Annotated in this window: 17 protein-coding genes; 16 read left to right on the top strand and 1 reads right to left on the bottom strand. The window is 70.3% G+C overall.

The window, feature by feature from the left end:
- The first annotated feature begins 67 nt into the window (after window positions 1-67).
- The 7 genes from AB0P24_RS22510 (at window position 68) to AB0P24_RS22480 (ending at window position 7,244) form a co-directional block, all read left to right on the top strand.
- Window positions 68-967 (top strand): fumarylacetoacetate hydrolase family protein, encoded by a 900-nt coding sequence (locus AB0P24_RS22510; RefSeq protein ID WP_365796645.1) that lies wholly within the window; start codon window positions 68-70, stop codon window positions 965-967.
- Window positions 964-2,478 carry an aldehyde dehydrogenase (NADP(+)) gene (locus AB0P24_RS22505; RefSeq protein ID WP_365796643.1) on the top strand — a complete coding sequence of 505 codons (1,515 nt, stop codon included), beginning with the start codon at window positions 964-966 and terminating at the stop codon, window positions 2,476-2,478. Before AB0P24_RS22510 ends, AB0P24_RS22505 begins: the two co-directional genes overlap by 4 nt.
- Window positions 2,479-2,488: 10 nt before the next feature.
- Window positions 2,489-3,670: a CoA transferase gene (locus AB0P24_RS22500; protein WP_365796641.1), complete on the top strand. Its 1,182-nt coding sequence runs from the start codon at window positions 2,489-2,491 to the stop codon at window positions 3,668-3,670.
- Window positions 3,667-4,743: a carbohydrate ABC transporter substrate-binding protein gene (locus tag AB0P24_RS22495; RefSeq protein WP_365796639.1), complete on the top strand. Its 1,077-nt coding sequence runs from the start codon at window positions 3,667-3,669 to the stop codon at window positions 4,741-4,743. Before AB0P24_RS22500 ends, AB0P24_RS22495 begins: the two co-directional genes overlap by 4 nt.
- 237 nt (window positions 4,744-4,980) lie before the next feature.
- Window positions 4,981-5,427, top strand: a complete 447-nt coding sequence (locus AB0P24_RS22490) for an FCD domain-containing protein (RefSeq protein WP_365796637.1) — start codon at window positions 4,981-4,983, stop codon at window positions 5,425-5,427.
- A gap of 3 nt (window positions 5,428-5,430) precedes the next feature.
- Window positions 5,431-6,177, top strand: coding sequence for an SDR family NAD(P)-dependent oxidoreductase (locus AB0P24_RS22485; RefSeq protein ID WP_365796635.1), 747 nt, complete (start codon window positions 5,431-5,433; stop codon window positions 6,175-6,177).
- Window positions 6,174-7,244, top strand: coding sequence for an aldose 1-epimerase family protein (locus AB0P24_RS22480; protein WP_365796633.1), 1,071 nt, complete (start codon window positions 6,174-6,176; stop codon window positions 7,242-7,244). The genes AB0P24_RS22485 and AB0P24_RS22480 overlap by 4 nt, the downstream gene beginning before the upstream one ends.
- 133 nt (window positions 7,245-7,377) lie before the next feature.
- Here AB0P24_RS22480 and AB0P24_RS22475 read toward each other — a convergent pair whose 3' ends face one another.
- Window positions 7,378-8,157 (bottom strand): FadR/GntR family transcriptional regulator, encoded by a 780-nt coding sequence (locus AB0P24_RS22475; RefSeq protein WP_365796631.1) that lies wholly within the window; start codon window positions 8,155-8,157, stop codon window positions 7,378-7,380.
- A gap of 285 nt (window positions 8,158-8,442) precedes the next feature.
- Here AB0P24_RS22475 and AB0P24_RS22470 point away from each other — a divergent pair, with 285 nt between their 5' ends.
- The 9 genes from AB0P24_RS22470 to AB0P24_RS22430 all read left to right on the top strand — a co-directional run bounded on the left by AB0P24_RS22470 (window position 8,443) and on the right by AB0P24_RS22430 (window position 17,743).
- A complete protein-coding gene (locus AB0P24_RS22470) occupies window positions 8,443-9,624 on the top strand; it encodes a mandelate racemase/muconate lactonizing enzyme family protein (RefSeq protein WP_365796824.1) in 1,182 nt (393 codons plus the stop codon).
- The gene (locus AB0P24_RS22465) at window positions 9,617-10,477 is read left to right on the top strand and encodes an amidohydrolase family protein (RefSeq protein WP_365796629.1); all 861 of its coding nucleotides are present in this window, start codon (window positions 9,617-9,619) and stop codon (window positions 10,475-10,477) included. The genes AB0P24_RS22470 and AB0P24_RS22465 overlap by 8 nt, the downstream gene beginning before the upstream one ends.
- Window positions 10,474-11,427, top strand: coding sequence for an aldo/keto reductase (locus AB0P24_RS22460; protein ID WP_365796627.1), 954 nt, complete (start codon window positions 10,474-10,476; stop codon window positions 11,425-11,427). The genes AB0P24_RS22465 and AB0P24_RS22460 overlap by 4 nt, the downstream gene beginning before the upstream one ends.
- A gap of 23 nt (window positions 11,428-11,450) precedes the next feature.
- Window positions 11,451-12,485: an alcohol dehydrogenase catalytic domain-containing protein gene (locus tag AB0P24_RS22455; protein ID WP_365796625.1), complete on the top strand. Its 1,035-nt coding sequence runs from the start codon at window positions 11,451-11,453 to the stop codon at window positions 12,483-12,485.
- The gene (locus AB0P24_RS22450) at window positions 12,482-13,234 is read left to right on the top strand and encodes an SDR family oxidoreductase (RefSeq protein ID WP_365796623.1); all 753 of its coding nucleotides are present in this window, start codon (window positions 12,482-12,484) and stop codon (window positions 13,232-13,234) included. The genes AB0P24_RS22455 and AB0P24_RS22450 overlap by 4 nt, the downstream gene beginning before the upstream one ends.
- Before the next feature lie 372 nt (window positions 13,235-13,606).
- Window positions 13,607-14,458 carry a fumarylacetoacetate hydrolase family protein gene (locus AB0P24_RS22445; RefSeq protein ID WP_365796621.1) on the top strand — a complete coding sequence of 284 codons (852 nt, stop codon included), beginning with the start codon at window positions 13,607-13,609 and terminating at the stop codon, window positions 14,456-14,458.
- Complete coding sequence (locus AB0P24_RS22440) at window positions 14,458-15,228, top strand: SDR family oxidoreductase (protein WP_365796619.1); 771 nt, start codon at window positions 14,458-14,460, stop codon at window positions 15,226-15,228. Before AB0P24_RS22445 ends, AB0P24_RS22440 begins: the two co-directional genes overlap by 1 nt.
- A 311-nt stretch (window positions 15,229-15,539) precedes the next feature.
- Window positions 15,540-16,814 (top strand): extracellular solute-binding protein, encoded by a 1,275-nt coding sequence (locus AB0P24_RS22435; RefSeq protein ID WP_365796617.1) that lies wholly within the window; start codon window positions 15,540-15,542, stop codon window positions 16,812-16,814.
- 32 nt (window positions 16,815-16,846) lie between these two features.
- Entirely contained in the window at window positions 16,847-17,743 is an 897-nt protein-coding gene (locus AB0P24_RS22430; RefSeq protein WP_365796615.1) for a sugar ABC transporter permease, read from the top strand.
- The last annotated feature ends 9 nt before the right edge of the window (window positions 17,744-17,752 follow it).

Genomic DNA, 17,752 nt, shown 5'->3' with positions numbered 1-17,752 from the left:
CTTGACTCTATGAGTATGACGTCATATGTTTCAATCGTTCGTCTCACCCTCCCCGAAGGAGCTGCCGGTGCAGATCGTCCGTGTGTGCTTCTCAGACGGAAGCCCGGTCCGAAGCGCGGTGCTCACCGGCCAGGGGCTGCACCCGCTGCCTGTCGGCTTCCATGAACTCCTGTCCGGTTCGGCCGCCGAACTGCGCACGGCTGTCGAGTCGGCCGTGGCTGCCGAGCCCGTGCCGACGTCTGCCGGGCGGCTCCGGGCGCCGGTCGGCGGCCTCACCGAGGTCTGGGCGGCGGGAGTGACCTACCAGCGCTCCCGTCAGGCCCGGATGGAGGAGAGCGAAAAGGAGGCGGACATCTACGACCGCGTCTACGAGGCCGAACGCCCGGAGCTGTTCTTCAAGGCGGCGTCGTGGCGGGTCTCCGGACCTGACGAGGCGATCAGTGTCCGCGCCGACTCCACGGTGAACGTGCCCGAGCCGGAGCTCGCGGTCGTGGCCAATCGACAGGGCGAGATCGTGGGCTACACGATCTGCAATGACGTCAGTTCACGCAGCATCGAGGGGGAGAACCCGCTCTATCTCCCCCAGGCCAAGGCCTACCTCGGCGCTTGTGCTGTCGGGCCGGGTGTCACCCCCGCCTGGGAGGTGCCCGACCCCCGTGCGCTCGTGATCCTGATGTCGATCGAGCGGGACGGCGAGATCGTCTGGAAGGGCGAAGCGAACACCAGCCAACTGCATCGCGAACTTCCCGACCTGGTCGCCTACTTGTTCCGCGAGGACGAGTTCCCCCAGGGCGTCGTGCTCGCGACGGGCACCAGCCTCGTGCCCGACCTGCCGTTCACCCTGGCCGCCGGGGACCTCGTCTCGATCGAACTGACGGGCCTCGGCGTCCTCACCAACCGGGTGACCGTGGGCAAGGCCGGCGTCGGTCATCTCATCGAGCGCGTCGCCGAGGAGCAAGGGCAATGACCGTCGCCGGTATCGACGCGCGCACCGGAGAGCGCACGGCCGTGTCCTGTGCCGAGACCCCGGCGATCGACGTGGCCTTGCTCTGCGAGGCCGCGGCGCACGCCGCGGTCGGCTGGGCCCGCACGGGCCGTGCCCAGCGGGCGCGGCTGCTCGCGGATGTCGCGACCGCGCTCGAGGCACGGGCCGGCGAGATCGTGGCGACCGCCGACGCCGAGACCGCGCTGGGCGTGCCACGACTGACCGGTGAGCTGGCGCGTACGTGTTTCCAGCTGCGCTTCTTCGCCGAGGTGGTGTGCGAAGGGTCGTACCTTGAGGTCACCATCGATCACGCCGACGTCTCCCCGATGGGCCCGCGCCCCGACCTGCGCCGCATGCTGGTGCCGCTCGGCCCGGTCGCGGTCTTCGGCGCGAGCAACTTTCCGCTGGCGTTCTCGGTACCCGGGGGTGACACGGTGTCAGCCCTGGCCGCGGGGTGCCCGGTTGTCGTCAAGGCCCACGAGGCGCACCCGGCCACCTCCGCGCTCTGCCACGACATCATGCGCGAGGTGCTGCCCGACGGCGTCATCTCGATGGTCATGGGCCGCGAGGCCGGCATCGCGCTGGTCCGTGACCCGCACATCCGCGCCGTGGGCTTCACCGGCTCGGTCGGCGGCGGCCGAGCCCTGGCCGACCTGGCCGCAAGCCGCCCCGAGCCGATCCCGTTCTACGGGGAACTCGGCAGTGTGAACGCCTTCGCCGTGACGCCGGCCGCCGCGGCGGCCCGGTCCGGCGAGATCGGCCGCGGTCTCGCCGAATCCTTCACACTCGGTGCCGGACAATTCTGTACGAAGCCCGGGCTCGCCCTCGTCCCGGCCGGAGCCCACGGTGACGCACTCCGCGACGCCCTGCTCGGCACGGTGAAGGGACGCGCCTTCACCCTGCTCACCGACAAGATCCGTGAGGCCTACACCGACGCGACGCACCAAGCCGCAGACCGAGCCGCAGACCAGGCCGCAGACCGAGCCGCGGACCAAGCCGTCGACCAGGGTGCCGGTCGGCCCGCCGGCCGGACCGTCGCCGCGACCGTTGTCGAGGTCAAGGCGGCCGAGCTGACGCCGGATCTGCTCGAGGAGGTTTTCGGCCCCTACCTCGTCCTGGCCCGCTACGACTCCACCGCGCAACTCCGAGCCGCCGTCGACATGCTGCCAGGAGCCCTGACCGCGACGGTGCACGCCGAGTCCGACGACGAGATCGCAGCGGAGCTCGCCCGCACCCTTACCGCACGCGTCGGCCGTCTCGTCTGGAACGGCTACCCGACCGGCGTGTCCGTCGGATGGGCCCAGCACCACGGTGGCCCCTGGCCGGGCACGGACACCGTCTTCACGTCCGTCGGCGCCACCGCTGTCCGCCGGTTCCTGCGCCCTGTCGCCTGGCAGTCCGTACCCTCGCACGTCCTTCCCGAAGAACTGCGTGACGAGTACGACGGTGCGCCCCGCCGCGTGGACGGTGTCCTTCAGCTCCCGAACTCCTGAGGATTCGATCGTGTCCGTTCTGTCTGGTTACCGCGTCCTGGACCTGTCCATCGCCATGGCGGGCCCGCTGGCCGCCATGCGCCTGGGCGACCTGGGCGCCGATGTCCTCAAGATCGAGCCCGTGACGGGCGAGTGGCAGCGCCACACGTCGGCCGGCGGTGCCGTCGGGCAGAAGGTCAACGCGTCGTTCCTGTCGCTGAACCGGAACAAGCGCAGCCTCGCTGTCGACCTCAAGAGCCCCACCGGCAGGCAACTCGTGCTCAAACTCGCCGCCGAGGCCGATGTCTTCCTGCAGAACTACCGGCCCGGTGTCGCGGCGCGACTGGGCCTCGACTACGAGACGGTGCGCTCCGTGTGCCCCGACATCGTCTACGTGTCGATGAGCGGATACGGCGAGGACGGCCCCTACGCCGATCGCCCGGGCCAGGATCTGCTGCTGCAGAGTCTCAGCGGCGCCCTGTACAGCGCCGGGCGCGCCGAGGACATCCCACAGGCGGGACCGTATTTCGTCGCCGACGCGATCACCGCGTATTCCGCCTTCGAGGGCGTACTCGCCGCACTGCTGAACCGCGAGCGCACCGGAGAGGGACAGAAGGTCGAAGTCAACATGCTCGACGCGATGATCGCGATGCAGATGCAGGAGCTGTCGGTACGTACCGTCGGTGGCGTCGCACAGACGCGCGGACACGGGATCCACGCCCACAGCTACATCCGCGCCCCCTATGGCATCTTTCCGACCAGCGACTCCTGCATCGCGCTCGCGTTCGCCGACCTCGGGCTGCTCGCCGAGATCTTCGGGGACCCCACCCTGGCGCGGTGGGACGCCGAACGCGACGGATTCCTGCACCGCGACGAGGTCTCGGCTGCGGTCGCCCGGAACCTGATCACCGACACCACGGCCTCATGGCTCGAACGGCTCGGGGGCCGCGGCGTGTGGGTGGGCCCGGTCAACTCCTATGACGACGTCGTCGACGATCCGCAGGTCAAGCACAACGGCAGCTTCGTCACCTACCGGCACCCGACCGAGGGCATCGTCACCACACCGGGCTTCGCCTTCCACCTCACCGCGACGCCCGCACGCGTCGAGCGCGGTGCTCCCACCGTCGGTGAACACACCGCCGAGATCCTCGCCGAACTCGGTCTCACCGAAGCAGAGGTGGCGGCGCTCAAGCAGGACAAGGTGGTCGCATGAAACGGGCGCCCGCGCTCCGGGGCATGACCTGGGACCATCCGCGTGCCTGCCTCCCGCTCGAGGCCTTCGAGGCGACCGGTGCCGCCCCATCCGTCGACTGGGAACGGCAGTCACTCGCCGAGTTCGAAGCGCATCCCATCGATGAGCTGGCACAGCGGTACGACTTCATGATCATCGATCACCCGGGCCTCGGAGCCGCCGTCGCCGCCGGTGCGCTCACGGCGTACGAGGACCTCGTCGACCTGGCAGAACTGCACAGGTGGGTGGCCGGTTCGGTGGGAGCCAGCGGCGCCAGTTACCGGCTGGGCGCGCGCACCTGGGCCGTGCCGGTCGACGCCGCCGCCCAGGTCGCCGTCCGCCGCCCCGGTGTGCCCGTCGTACACCGGTGGGAGGACGTCCTGCCCCTCGCGCGGGAGCACCCGCTGACGCTCTGTCTGGCCGGCCCTCACGCAGGGCTGATGCTGCTGGCGATGTGCTCCGACAGACAGCCGGCCGACCCCGGTCTGCTCCTCGACCCGGTCGTCGCCGCCGATGCGGTCGCACTGTTGCGCGAGGTCTTCCGCACGAGCACCCGGGAGGTCCTCGACCCCATCGGCGTCCACGAGTCCCTCAAGGCCGGTGACGGCCCCGCCTGGTGTCCGCTGACCTACGGCTACGTCACCTACGCCGGCACGCTCGCATGGAGCGACGCGCCGTCATGGCGCGGCACCGGGCCGCTCAGCGTCCTGGGCGGCACCGGCCTGGCGATCGCGGCGCGGTCCGCGTCGGACCCGTCGGTCAGCGCCTGGGTACGTGCCTTTCTCGACGATCGTGTCCAGTCCGACCTGGTGCCACGTGCCGGCGGCCAGCCCGCGCACCGCGCGGTGTGGGAAAGCAGCCGATCGTTCTACGCGGACACGCTCGCCACCCTCGAAGCCGCGTGGGTGCGGCCGCGATACCCCGGCTGGATCACGCTCCAGGACCAGTTGTCCGAGCAGGTCCGCGAGGCGGTCGTGGCGGGGCGCGACCCGGCCGCGGCGATCGCCGACGTGAACCGCCGCCACGCCGCGCTGCGCCGGGCCTGCGAGCGATGACCCCCTCGCCTCGTCACGCCGAGGCCGTCCGGGTACCGGGTTCCTGGATCGCGCGGCGATCGTTCGGGGCGGGAACCGTGCTGCCCACCGAGGACGAACTCGTCGGCCCGTTCGGCGTGGGCCGTTCAGTGGTCCGCGAAGGCGTCGAGGTACTCGCGGGCAAGGCCTGGTCGAGACCGTACGAGTGCCGGTACCCGCGTACGCCCGCGCACGTCGTGGAACCTGCCGGCCGCGGACGTGCCGGGACGGCGCCTGGCCGCGGCCGGCCCGGTCGGCCGCGCGGTGATCGCCGACCTGCGTGTGGTGCTCGAACCGGGTGCGGGACGGCCCGCCGCGGCGTCGGCCGATCCGGCGGCACGCCGCGCGGTCGGTGCCGTGATGGCGGATCTGCGGGTCCGCGCCGAGGACACCGTGGCGTGCGTCCGGGCTGACCTGGTCTTTGGCCGGGCGGTGTTGGTGGCGTCCGGTAATGACCTCCTGCTGCACGTGCACGAGGTGGTCGACGCGGCGCCGGCGGCGGTACGCCCCCTGCATGCGCACCGCGCCGGGCACCACCGTTCGACCCTGACCGTCCACGAACAGGCCGCGGTGAGCATCCAGCGCGGCCACCACCGCAAGGCGGAGGCGGCGCGCACCGGCCTCCTGGAACAGAACAAGCGCAAGAACCTGCTGGAGAGGAGCTGAGTCATGGGTGTTGCCGTCGTGACCGGGGCGGGAGGCTCGCTCGGGCGGGCGATAGCGCTCCGGCTGGCGCAGGACGGTCATCGCGTGGCCGTCACCGACGTCGTCGAGGGGACGCTGAAGGACACGGTCGACGCGGTCTCGGCGGTCACCGACCAGGTGTGGTCACGCGTGGTCGACCTCCGCGACGAGACCGCGCTCGCCGCCTTCTTCGACGAGGCGCGCCGCGCACTCGGGCCCGTGAGCCTGCTGGTCAACAACGCGGCGGTCTATCCGACCGTGCCGTTCCTCGAGATGACGCCCGCCGACTACGAGACGGTGCACGCGGTCAACCAGCGCGGCTACTGGCTGTGCGCCCAGCTCGCCGGCCGCCAGATGACCGCCCGGCCGACCGGCGAGGACCGCTCGATCGTCAACGTCGCGTCCATCACCATGCACGGTGGCTGGGAGCACCTTGCGGCATACGTGACGACGAAGGGCGCGGCGGTCGCGATGACCCGGGCCCTGGCGCGGGAGCTCGGACCGCACGGCATCCGCGTCAACGCGGTGTCGCCGGGCGCTTTCAAGACCGCGGCCGAAGAGATCCACGACGACCCCGAGGCCTACAACGCGATGGTGCTCGAACGGCAGTCGCTCAAGCGCAGGGGCACGTCCGCCGAGCTCGCCGCGGTCGTGTCGTTCCTGACCGGTCCGGACGCCGCCTTCGTGACCGGTCAGACCGTCGAGGTCAACGGCGGCTGGGTGATGGCATGAGGGTGCAGAGAGTTCCCAGTCGTCTGGAGATCGCCCGTCACGCCGGTGAGATCAGCGCGTACGGAGGGGTCCGCAGCGTCGTTCTCGGTGACGGCGTCGAGCGCGGCATCCGTGTGCTGGAGTTCCGAACCGGCGGCGGCCTCTACTTCGAGGTGCTCGTCGACCGGGCGATGGACATCGGCGTCGCCGAACTGGACGGCGTCTCGGTCGGCTGGCGCTCCCGCACCGGGTTCCGCCACCCGGGCCTTCACGAGAACGCCGACGAACAGGGACTGTCCTGGCTGCGCAGCATGTCGGGCCTGGTCGTGACCGGCGGTCTCGACCACACGCTCTTCGGCGGCGAGGTCGACGCCACCCACTACGCCTACCCGCCCAGGAAGACCGTCAGCCACGGTCTGCACGGCCGGGTCGCCAACATTCCGGCTCGCCTCACCGGGTACGGGGAGGACTGGGTCTCCGAGGAGCGCTGTGTGCTCTGGGCCGAGGGCGAGGTGGTCCAGGCGGCGAACTTCGGGGAGCACCTCGTGCTGCGACGCCGTATCGAAGCAGACCTCGGCGGCACCGAGATCCGGCTCGTCGACACGGTCACCAACGCCGGCTTCGACAGGACCCCGCACATGTTCCTGTACCACGTGAACATCGGCTGGCCGTTCCTCGACGAGGGAACGCGCTTCGTCGCCGACGTGGAGGAGACTGTCTGGCAGACTGACAGCGTCTGTGAGCAGGGCACCGACCACCGGGTCTTCGGTCAGCCACAGCCCGGCTTCGTCGAGCAGGTCTACGAGCATCGGCTCAAGGCCGACGACAGGGGCCGGCACCGGGTCGGACTCGTCAACGACGCGCTCGGGCAGGCTTTCGAGCTGGACGTGGACGCCACCGCGTTCCCGTGCTTCTTCGAGTGGCTGAACCTGCGTGAGGGAGCCTGGGCGGTAGGCCTCGAGCCCTCGACACACCACGTCGCCGGTGACGCTGCCGCGCGCGCCGACGGATCCATGATCTGGCTGGAGCACGCGGAACAGCGCCGTTACGAGTCGGTCCTTCGGTTCTCGCGAACTCGCCGCCCGTAGGTCTCCTGCGAGACGCGGTGCAGCTGAGGCTCCGTCAGCTCTGACCGTGCGCGGCCGAACGGCGGGGGCGGCCCGTCCCCGCCGTGGGCGACGGGCGGCTGACCAGGCCGGTCACACCTGGTCAGCCCCCTCGCTAGCTCACATCCGAGGCTGCCGACGCGTCATGCGGCTTCTCGGCGGCGGGCTGCCGCCGGCGCCGCCAGGCCTCGAGGATGTGGACGTTCATCGCCGCCTGGGCGCGGATGGCGTCACCGTCGGCGATCGCGGAGTGAATGGCGATGTGCTCGTTCAGCGTGACGTTGAACGCGCCGGGCTCATCGATCCCGTGGTAGCGCCAGCTCTCCAGCGCTCGGTCGAGGAGGACGCGCGCGATGCTCTCGGCCAGCCGGTTGCCGGAGATCGACATGACAAGTCTGTGGTAATCGAGGTCGGCCTGCCGAAAAGCGGCCTGGTCGTCGATGGTGTCCCGCATGCGCTGCATCGCCTCGCCGAGCTGGGCCAGTTGCTCGTCGTCGCGAGCGCGTGCGGCCTCGGCCGCCATCGCCGACTCCAGTTGCGACCGGACCACACTCAGCTCGTCGAGCACAGCGAGAGATTCGTCGTGCTTGATGAGGGAGGTCAGCACCACGCGGTCGAGGGTGTTCCACGACGAGGTCGGCCGCACTTGCGTCCCGCGGCCGCGCGAAATGGTGACCAGGCCCTTCTCCTCGACGCGTTTGACCGACTCGCGGATCACGGTCCGGCTCACCCCGAACTGCTCGCTGAGCTGGCCCTCGGGGGGCAGGAGATCACCTGGTGCGAGACGCCCGGACACGATCGCGTCGACCAGGTCCTCCACCACCGCCACACCCAGCATAGGAGACGGGTTGCGGCGCTCGGCCAAAACCAGGTTCTGATCGCGTTCTCTCGCCATGAGACGCGAGTATAAGACGTCAGACGTTGTGCGACTTCGGCGTCGACTTGTTCGGGCGCGGGGGTTCATGGGGTGGCCCGTGCGCTCATCGCAGGGTGAGCCTCCTCCAAGCATTCAGGTCATTCCCTCACATCAGGGCAATTCGAATATTTCTCCGCGCTCCCGGCAGGTTGTGATCTTACATTTCACGTTTGACGTCAGACATCATATGTTTCATAATGAGGCCACTCGTCTGGAGGAAGAATGCTCAAGACTCTGCCGCAGGGCAGTCGTAAGGAGGCAGGGATGCGCGTCACGGGCTACCGCACGCTGACCACCCTGCACCGCTGGGGCCGCCCGATCGGGGATGTCAACGGCTGTGTCGCCTCCGGCGTGACCGCCGTTCCCGTCGTTCTCGTCGACACCGACGCGGGACTCACCGGGGTGGGCCTCGGCTCACACGACGGCCTGGAGGCAGTCTTCCCCGCCATCCTGGGTGAGGATCCGCGAGCCGTCGTCGGACTCTACGACCGCATGCTGGCCACGGTCTTCAAGACGGGCCACACCGGTTCGGTCTTCGGCGCCATCGGCGCGTTCGACATGGCCCTGTGGGATCTCAAGGCGAAGGCGGCCGACCAGCCCCTGTGGCGCATGCTCGGTGCTCGGGACCGAGTCGTCCCCGGTTACGCCTCAGGCCTCGACGGGCCCCTCGACGACGACGAACTCCTGCGCCTCCAGGCATCCTTCGCCGAACGCGGGTTCGGCGCGGTCAAGCTCAAGGGCGGGCTGGACCTGGCCGGCGACCTGCGGCGCCTCGAACTGGTCCGCGACGTCTACGCGGCCTTGGGCGTGGCGCCCCGGCTGATGCTCGACGCCAACGAGGCCTGGTCGCGCAAGGAAGCCGTGGCATACGTGCAGCGCCTCGAGGAACACGTGGATCTCGCGTGGATCGAGGAGCCCGTGCGCCGCTGGGACGCCGACGGGCACGCGATGATCGGCCGCGCCGTCCGCGCCGCGATCGCCACGGGGGAGAACCTCACGGGTCTCGAACAGTTCCGCCCCCTCGTTCAGGCGGGTGCCGTCGATGTCGTGCAGACCGGCAGCGTATGGGGCATCACGCACTTCCTGCGGGTGGCCACGCTGGCGCACGCCTTCGACCTGCTGGTCAGCCCCGTGGGATACAACGCGAACCCGCTCGCCCACGCCGCCGCGGCCGTACCGAACCACATCGCGACAGAGGTTCAGGATCTCGCGGCCCCGGTGGGCATCACGGTCGACCAGGAGGTCATGGACGGTTGCATCGTCCTCGGTGACCGGCCGGGGCTCGGCCTGACGGTCGACGAGGCCGGCATCGCCGCGCTGACCGAGTCGGCCGACTGGGGCAGCGCCAGCGGTCCGCATGTGCGTCCCGGCAGCGCGGGCAAGCGCCTGCTCGTACCCCGGCCGCCCGCCCGTGCGCCGATGCCGCTGGCGACTCCGTGTGACTGAGGCGGACATGCGGATCGACGCCCACCACCATGTCTGGGACCTGGACCGGCGGCCCCAGCCCTGGACCGAGGACCTGCCCGTCCTGAAGCGCTCGTTCTCGTTCGCGGAGCTGGCGCCCCAGCTTCGCGCGACCGGGGTCACCGGGAGCGTGGTGGTGCACACCGTCGCCGCCCTCGAAGAGACCCGCGAGCTCATCGCGCTGGCGGATGCCGAACCGCTGGTGGCCGGCGTCGTCGGCTGGTTCGACCTCGAAGCCGGCGACCTCGACGACGTCCTCACGGCCGCACGCGAACTGCCCGGCGGCCGCCGTCTGGTCGGAGCCCGCCATCAGTTGCAGGCGGAACCCGACAAGGCCTGGCTCGACCGCCCCGCGGTCCGCCGCGGCCTCGCCACCTTGGGCCGGCACGGTCTGACGTGGGACCTCGTGGTGTCCCCCGATCAACTGGCCGGCGTGGGACGCACCGTGGCCGCGCTCCCCGAGGTCTCCTTCGTGCTGGACCATGCGGGCAAGCCGCCGATCGCCCGTGGTGATCTCACGGCCTGGACCGCCGACCTGGTCGCCCTGTCCCGCTTCCCGAACGTCGCCGTCAAGCTCTCGGGACTGGTCACCGAGGCTTCATGGGAGCACTGGCAGGTGAGCGACCTGCGTCCCGTCGCGGCGGCGGTGCTCGAGCACTTCGGTCCCGCCCGCACGATGTACGGCTCGGACTGGCCCGTCTGTCTGCTGGCAGGCGTGGACTACGCGGCGGTCACCGCGGTGTTCGACGAGCTCATCTCTCCGCTCGGCCCCGGTGAGCGCGAGCAGGTGTGGGCCGGCACCGCGACGGCCGTGTACGGATTGGAGATCGCATGAAGACGCGGACCATCGGCCGCAGCGGCGTCCAGGTCAGTGACCTCGGATTCGGCGGGGCCTCACTCGGCAACCTCTACCGGGCCACCGGGGAGCGGGAAGCCGCAGACGCGGTGGCGGCGGCGTATCGCGCCGGTATCACCTACTTCGACACCGCCCCGCACTACGGCCTGGGCCTGTCCGAGCGGCGCCTGGGCAAGGCGCTCGCCGGCTGTCCGCGCGACTCGTTCGCCGTCTCCACCAAGGTGGGCCGCGCGCTGGACCCCAACCCCGACCCCACCGGGTCGGACCTGGCATCCGGTGGTTTCGCCGTGCCCGATGATCTCGTCCGGCGCTGGGACTTCTCGGCGGACGGGGTCCGCCGGAGCATCGACGAGAGCCTCGGGCGACTGGGCCTGGACCGGCTGGACATCGTCTACGTCCACGACCCCGACACCCACGCCGACGAGGCGGTCACCGCGGCGATCCCCTCACTGATCTCGCTGCGCGAACAGGGCGTGATCGGCGCGGTGGGGATCGGCATGAACCAGGTCGCCGTCCCGCTGCGCGCCGTCCGCGAGACCGACCTCGACGTCGTGATGCTGGCCAATCGCTGGACGCTCCTGGACCGTTCGGGGCAAGAGCTGCTCGACACGTGCGCCGGCCGGGGAGTGGCCGTGGTGGCTGCCGCACCGTTCAACTCCGGTCTGCTCGCACGCCCGCGCCCCCCGGCCGACGCCACGTACGACTATCAGCCCGCGCCTGAGCAGCTGCTCGCCGAGGTCAACCACCTGGCCGACGTCTGCGAACGCTGGGACGTCACCCTCCCCGACGCCGCCGTGCAGTTCCCGCTGCGGCACCCGGCCGTCGTCTCGGTCGTGGCGGGCCTGCGCAACGCCGCCCAGGTCGCGCAGTTCGTCGCCCGCCGCGACGCCACTGTGCCTCCCGAGGCCTGGGCCGAACTCGCATCGTGAACCGACAGCAGAAGAGAACCCGCATGCTCAGTGCGTCCTACACAGGATCCCGCACCTTCGCCGTCGGCGAGGCGACGCCCGTCCCACCCGGGCCCGGAGAGGTCCAGATCGCGGTCGCCTACACCGGCATCTGCGGCACAGACCTGCACATCTTCCACGGCGACATGGACGCCCGGGTCGAGCGCCCCGCGGTGATCGGCCACGAGATGTCCGGCACCGTCGCCGCGCTCGGCGAGGGCGTCACCGGCCGGTCCGTCGGTGACCCCGTCACCGTCATGCCGCTCGACTGGGACGGGACCTGTCCCGCATGTCTGGCGGGCCACCGGCACATCTGCCAGAACCTGGTCTTCGTCGGCATCGACTCACCCGGAGCGCTCCAGGGCCGCTGGAACGTTCGGGCCGACCTGCTCGTACCGCTTCCGGACGGTCTCAGCCTCAAGCACGCCGCACTCGTCGAACCCGTCGCGGTGGCCGTGCACGACGTACGCCGGTCGCGACTTGCCGACGGCGACAAGGCGGTGGTGTTCGGGGGCGGCCCGATCGGCGTGCTGATAGCGGTTGTCGCGCGTCACGCCGGCGCGGACGTGCTCCTGGTCGAGCCCGACGCCGGGCGGCGCCGCCTCGTGGCGGCCCTCGGCCTCCGGACGGCCGACCCCACCGGTTCCGACCTGACCGAATCGGTCGGCCGGTGGACCGAGGGCGCCGGTGCGGACGTCGTCTTCGAGGTCTCGGGCGCGGCACCGGCCGTACTGGCGGCGACCGACGTGGCGAAGGTACGGGGCACGGTCGTCGTGGTGGCGATCCACCCGCAGCCGAAGCCCGTCGACCTCCAGCGCATCTTCTGGCGTGAGCTGCGGGTGCTGGGCGCCCGGGTGTACGAGCGGAGCGACTTCGAGCGGGCGGTCGAACTGCTCGGCAGCGGCGCCGTGCCCGCCGACACGCTGATCACCCAGGTGGTGGCGCTGAGCGAGGTCGCCGACGCGTTCACGGCGCTCGAGGGCGGCCGCGCGATGAAGATCCTGGTCGACTGCCGGAGCGACGACGAGGAGACCCGATGAGCCTGTTCGACCTCACCGGAAAGCTCGCCGTGGTCACCGGCGCGCGGCGCGGTATCGGATCGGCGATGGCCGTCGCTCTCGCACAGGCGGGCGCGGATGTCATCGGCGTGAGCATGAGCATCGAGGACGACCCCGAGGTCGGCAGGCTCGTCACGGCCGCCGGCCGCTCCTTCGAGGGCCGCCGCTGTGACCTCGCGGACCGTGCCGCCGTCCTCGGCCTGGGCGCCGAACTGGCGGACCGCGCACCCGACATCCTGGTCAACAACGCCGGTACGATCCGGCGGCAGCCCGCAGCCGAGCACGCCCTCGACCTGTGGGACGAGGTGATCGGCGTCAATCTCTCCTCGCAGTTCGCGCTCACCCAGGCAGTCGCCCGGCCGATGCTGCGGCGCGGATCGGGCAAGGTCGTCTTCACCGCTTCGCTGCTGAGCTTCCAGGGCGGCATCAACGTGCCCGGATACACGGCGTCGAAGTCCGGCATCGCCGGACTGACCAAGGCTCTGGCCAACGAGTGGGCGCCGAGAGGCGTCAACGTCAACGCGATCGCGCCGGGATACATCGCCACCGACAACACCCGGGCCCTGCGGGACGACCCCGAGCGCTCACGCTCCCTCCTGGAGCGCATTCCGGCGGGCCGCTGGGGCCGCGCCTCGGACCTGGCCGGTGCGACGGTGTTCCTGTGCAGCGCCGCGTCGGACTACGTCGACGGCGTCGTCCTGCCCGTCGACGGAGGCTGGCTGGGGCGATGAGGTGCCGATGAGACTCCCCACCGCTCTGGAACGCGAGCGCTTCCCGCCGCTCCCGGCGCCCGGCTGTCCCGCCCGCCCGAACGTCCCGGCCGTGAGCGGGACGTGGAGGCGTCCATGCGCGGGCCGGTGACCCTCGGCGGGACGACGGCCCTGGTCACTTCCGGCCCGCCGGCTCACGCGACGACCGCCCGCCTCGGCATCGGCGGATCCGAGTCCGACGCCGCCATCGACGTCTGCCGGCTCGGTGGCCGGGCCGCGTGGATCAGGCCCGTCGGCGACCGGTCCTTGCGCCCCCACGGCCGTTCCGACCTCGACGGCCTCGATCAGCCGGATCCAGTGATCCGGCAACAAAGCACCAGAGAAGGAGTTCCCATGCGATTCGCCCGTCTGGGCCCGGCCGGCGCGGAGATACCCACCGTCGTGGTCGCCGGCACCCACCTCGATCTTCGCCCGCTCACCGACGACATCGGCCCGGCCTTCCTCGCCCGCGATGGCATCGCGAGGGTGGCCGACGCCCTCGCCGCCGGTACTCTCCGGCCGCTCGAGGGCGCCGGGGAACTACGCGTGGGCGCCGCGCTCGGACGTCCTGGAAAGATCGTCTGCATCGGGCTCAACTACCGTGACCACGCCGCGGAGACGGGGGCCGACATTCCCGCCGAGCCGGTCGTGTTCATGAAGGACCCGTCCACGGTCGTCGGACCGTTCGACACCGTACTGGTGCCGCGCGGCTCCACGAAGACGGACTGGGAGGTCGAACTCGGTGTCGTCATCGGCACAAAGGCCCGCTATCTGGCCTCCCCGGACGACGCCCTCGCGCATGTGGCCGGCTATGTGCTCTCCCACGACGTGTCCGAGCGCGAGTTCCAGCTGGAGCGGGGCGGGCAGTGGGACAAGGGCAAGAGCTGTGAGACGTTCAATCCGCTGGGCGGCGAGTTCGTCACCGCGGACGAGGTGCCCGATCCGCAGGCCCTTCGCCTCTCGCTCTCGGTCAACGGAGTCAAGCGCCAGGACGGCACGACCGCGGACATGGTCTTCTCCGTGGCCCACGTGGTCTGGTACCTCAGCCAGTTCATGGTGCTCGAGCCCGGAGACCTGGTCAACACCGGCACTCCGGCCGGCGTGGCGATGGGGCTGCCCGGCCGGCCCTACCTGCGCGCCGGTGACATCGTCGAGCTGGCCGTCAGCGGCCTGGGCTCGGCCACCCAGAGCATCGGGCAGGCCTGATGACGCGTCCACCGGAGTACGACGGACTGGTCGTGGCCGTGACCGGCGGGGGCGCCGGCATCGGGCTCGCGATCGCGGTGGAACTCGCCGATCGCGGTGCGCGGGTCGCCGTCCTCGACCTCGATGTCCCGCGCCTGCCCAGCGGGCTGTACGGGGTGCGCTGCGACGTCACGGACCGTGACTCCGTCGACGCCGCGATCGCCCGGGTGGTCGCCGAGTCCGGTGCTCTCGACGTCTTGGTCAACAACGCGGGGATCAGCGCCGTCGGCACGGTCGAGGACCTCACCGACGCCGACTGGCACCGGGTCCTCGACGTCAACGTGGTCGGCATCGCCCGGGTCTCGGCGGCGGCTCTCCCACATCTGCGCAGGTCGGCCGCTCCGGCGATCGTGAACCTCTGCTCGATCGGTGCGCTCAACGGTCTTCCGCAACGCGTCCTGTACAACGCCTCCAAGGGTGCGGTTCTCGCGCTGACCTACGCCATGGCCACGGATCACGTGGGGGAGGGGATCCGGGTCAACTGCGTCTCGCCCGGAACCGTCCACACGGGCTTCGTGGACGGCATGCTCGCGAAATTCCCGGACCCGGCCAAGGAGAAGGCCGCGCTCGACGCGCGCCAGGCCACCGGCCGCATGGTCACGCCGCAGGAGGTCGCGGACGCCGTCGCCTACCTGGCCAGTCCCCGGTCGGGATCGACCACCGGCACCGCCCTGGAGGTCGACGGCGGCATCACACACCTGCGCCCGCGTTCCGTCCAGCAGACCGGCTGAGGGCCTCGGGCAGGCCCTCAGCCGGCGCCGCCCGGGAGTGCGCGGAGGCGGTCCGGGGCGGGCCGCCGAGAAACGGGGCTCCAGAGCCTTGTGTAAACGTCACATGTATGATGTTATCTCCGGCATCAAGGCTCTGGCCTGCGGATAGCCGGAAACAAGACGATCGACCGAGGGAAGCAACAATGGAGATGGTTCACTCGAATGCTCACGGACGGCGTCCGCGCCGAGCCGGCCGTGTGCGGGGCGCGGCGCTCACCGCCACCGCTGTCATCGGCGCCCTGACCCTGGCCGCGTGCAGCGGGGGGCAGAGCGTGGGCGGAAACTCGAGCGTCGCCGACAGCGGCAGCAAGTACGGGTTCAAAGCCGCGTCGCAGGACAGCAAGGCCCAGGTCACGGTGTGGGTCGACTCGACCCGCGAGCCGATCGCCAAGGCCTACAACGCAGCCCATCCCCACGCCCAGGTCAAGATCGTGACCTATGACGGCAACGCCAACGGCTCCAACACGTTCAAGACGAAGACACAGCTCTTCGACCGTGCGGGTTCGGGCTGGCCCGACGTCGCCTTCACCACCGACAACAACTCGGCCTCGTGGGGATCCTTCAGCGGCACCGGCGACCTGGCCGCCGTCAACAAGGGTCTGGTCCCGCAGACCACCCTGGACAACTTCGCCAAGGGCTCGCTCGACGTCTGCACCGTCAAAGGTGTGACGTACTGCTTCCGCAACGACCTGGCGCAGAACGTGCTCTGGTACAACAAGAAGCTCATGGACAAGTTCGGCTACACGGTGCCGACGACCTGGGAACAGTACCAGCAGCTCGCCGGCAAGGTCGCTGCCGAGCACCCCGGTTACCTCGTCGGCACCGCCGGCGACGCCTGGACGCCCGAGATCTACATGTGGGCCGCGCAGTGCCCGGCCAACGGCGTCACCGGCGCGAAAACGATCAAGGCCGACACCGCAGACCCGAAGTGCGTCAGGGCCGCGAAGATGCTCGACCGCCTCATCGCCGACAAGACGATGTCCACGCTGTCGCTGTTCGGCTCCGACTTCGTCAAGAACGAGGCCGACAAGGTGCTCATGCTTCCCGGTCCGTCCTGGTACGGCGGCTCGGTCTTCCAGGGCACGCTGAAGACCCCGGCCGGCCAGATCGCAGCCGCTTCCCCGCTCAAGTGGGCCGACGACGCCCAGACCGTCACCGGCGACGTCGGCGGTGGCGCGTGGTGGATCTCCTCGCACAGCAAGAACCTGAAGGCGGCCGCCGACTTCGCCACCTGGGTCACCGGTCAGGCCAAGTACGGCTCGGCTCTGGCGCCCACCTACCCGGCCTACGTCCCCGCCGCGCAGACCTGGGCCGGCGAGACCCAGAAGAGCGGCTACTACGCCGATGACATCGTGGCGCCGTTGAGCCAGGCGGCCGGCCAGGTGTGGTCCGGCTGGGGCTCGGCACAGTTCAGCCAGGAGGCCATCTGGGCCAAGGTCGTTCAGGCGGGCATGGCACAGGGCAAGACCGTCGTGTCCCAGCTCCCCGCCTGGCAGACGGAGATCGAGAATCAGGCCAGGACCTTCGGCTACGAGGTCACGAAGTGACCGCCCTTTCCACCGGAAGAGTGAAACCAGCCATGACCGCGACTGCCGGAAACCGGACCCGTGCCGGTTTCCGGCAGGTCCGGGCCGGACACTTCTTCGTCCTGCCCTACGTCGTCCTGCTCGCCCTCTTCGGCGTCGTCCCGGTCTGCTACTCGGTCTACCTGGCGTTCACCGACGCCGGCGGAGGGTTCGCCGGCTTCTCCAACTTCACCCGCACCGCCACCGACTACCGCTTCCTGCCGGCACTCGGCCATGTGGCGGTCTACCTCGTCATCTGGCTGGCCATGCTCAGCGTGCTGGTCGTCTCGCTGACCCTCGTCGTCCACCAGCTGGCCTCGCGCCGGACCAGGGCCGTGATCCGCCTGGCCTACTACATTCCCGGCGCCCTCGCCGGAGCCTCCAGCGTGCTGCTGTGGCTCTTCGTGCTCGACCCCACCGTGAGCCCGGTCGCCCCCCTGCTGAAGGCGATGGGCAGCGACCACTTCACCGACGTCATCACACCGGGCCACCTGCCGGTGATCTTCGCGATCATCGCCTTCTGGACCGGCGCGGGCGGGTGGATCCTCGTGCTCTACGGCGCGCTGAACACCATTCCGGCCGACGTGATCGTCGCCGCCAAGATGGACGGAGCGGGCCGGATCCGCACGGCGCTGTCGATCCAGCTGCCGATGATCCGCAAGTCGATCACGTACATGCTGATCCTGGCGTTCGCGGCCGGCACCCAGCTCTTCGTCGAACCCCAGCTGATCTCCCAGGCCAGCTTCGGTGTCGTGCCCAACGACTACAGCATGAATCAGCTCGCCTACCAGTTCGCCTTCACCCAGAACGACTTCAACGGCTCGGCAGCGATCGCACTCGACCTCCTGGTCATCGCGCTGGTCAGCACCAGCCTCTTCGTGACGCGCGGACGACTCTTCGACACCGACTAGGAAATCAGC

Origin of the sequence: Streptomyces sp. NPDC086519 (assembly GCF_040686075.1) — a bacterium.
Lineage (GTDB): Bacteria > Actinomycetota > Actinomycetes > Streptomycetales > Streptomycetaceae > Streptomyces > Streptomyces shenzhenensis.
Note: the sequence above shows the minus strand (reverse complement) of the source record. Positions and strands in the feature narration are given on the sequence as shown.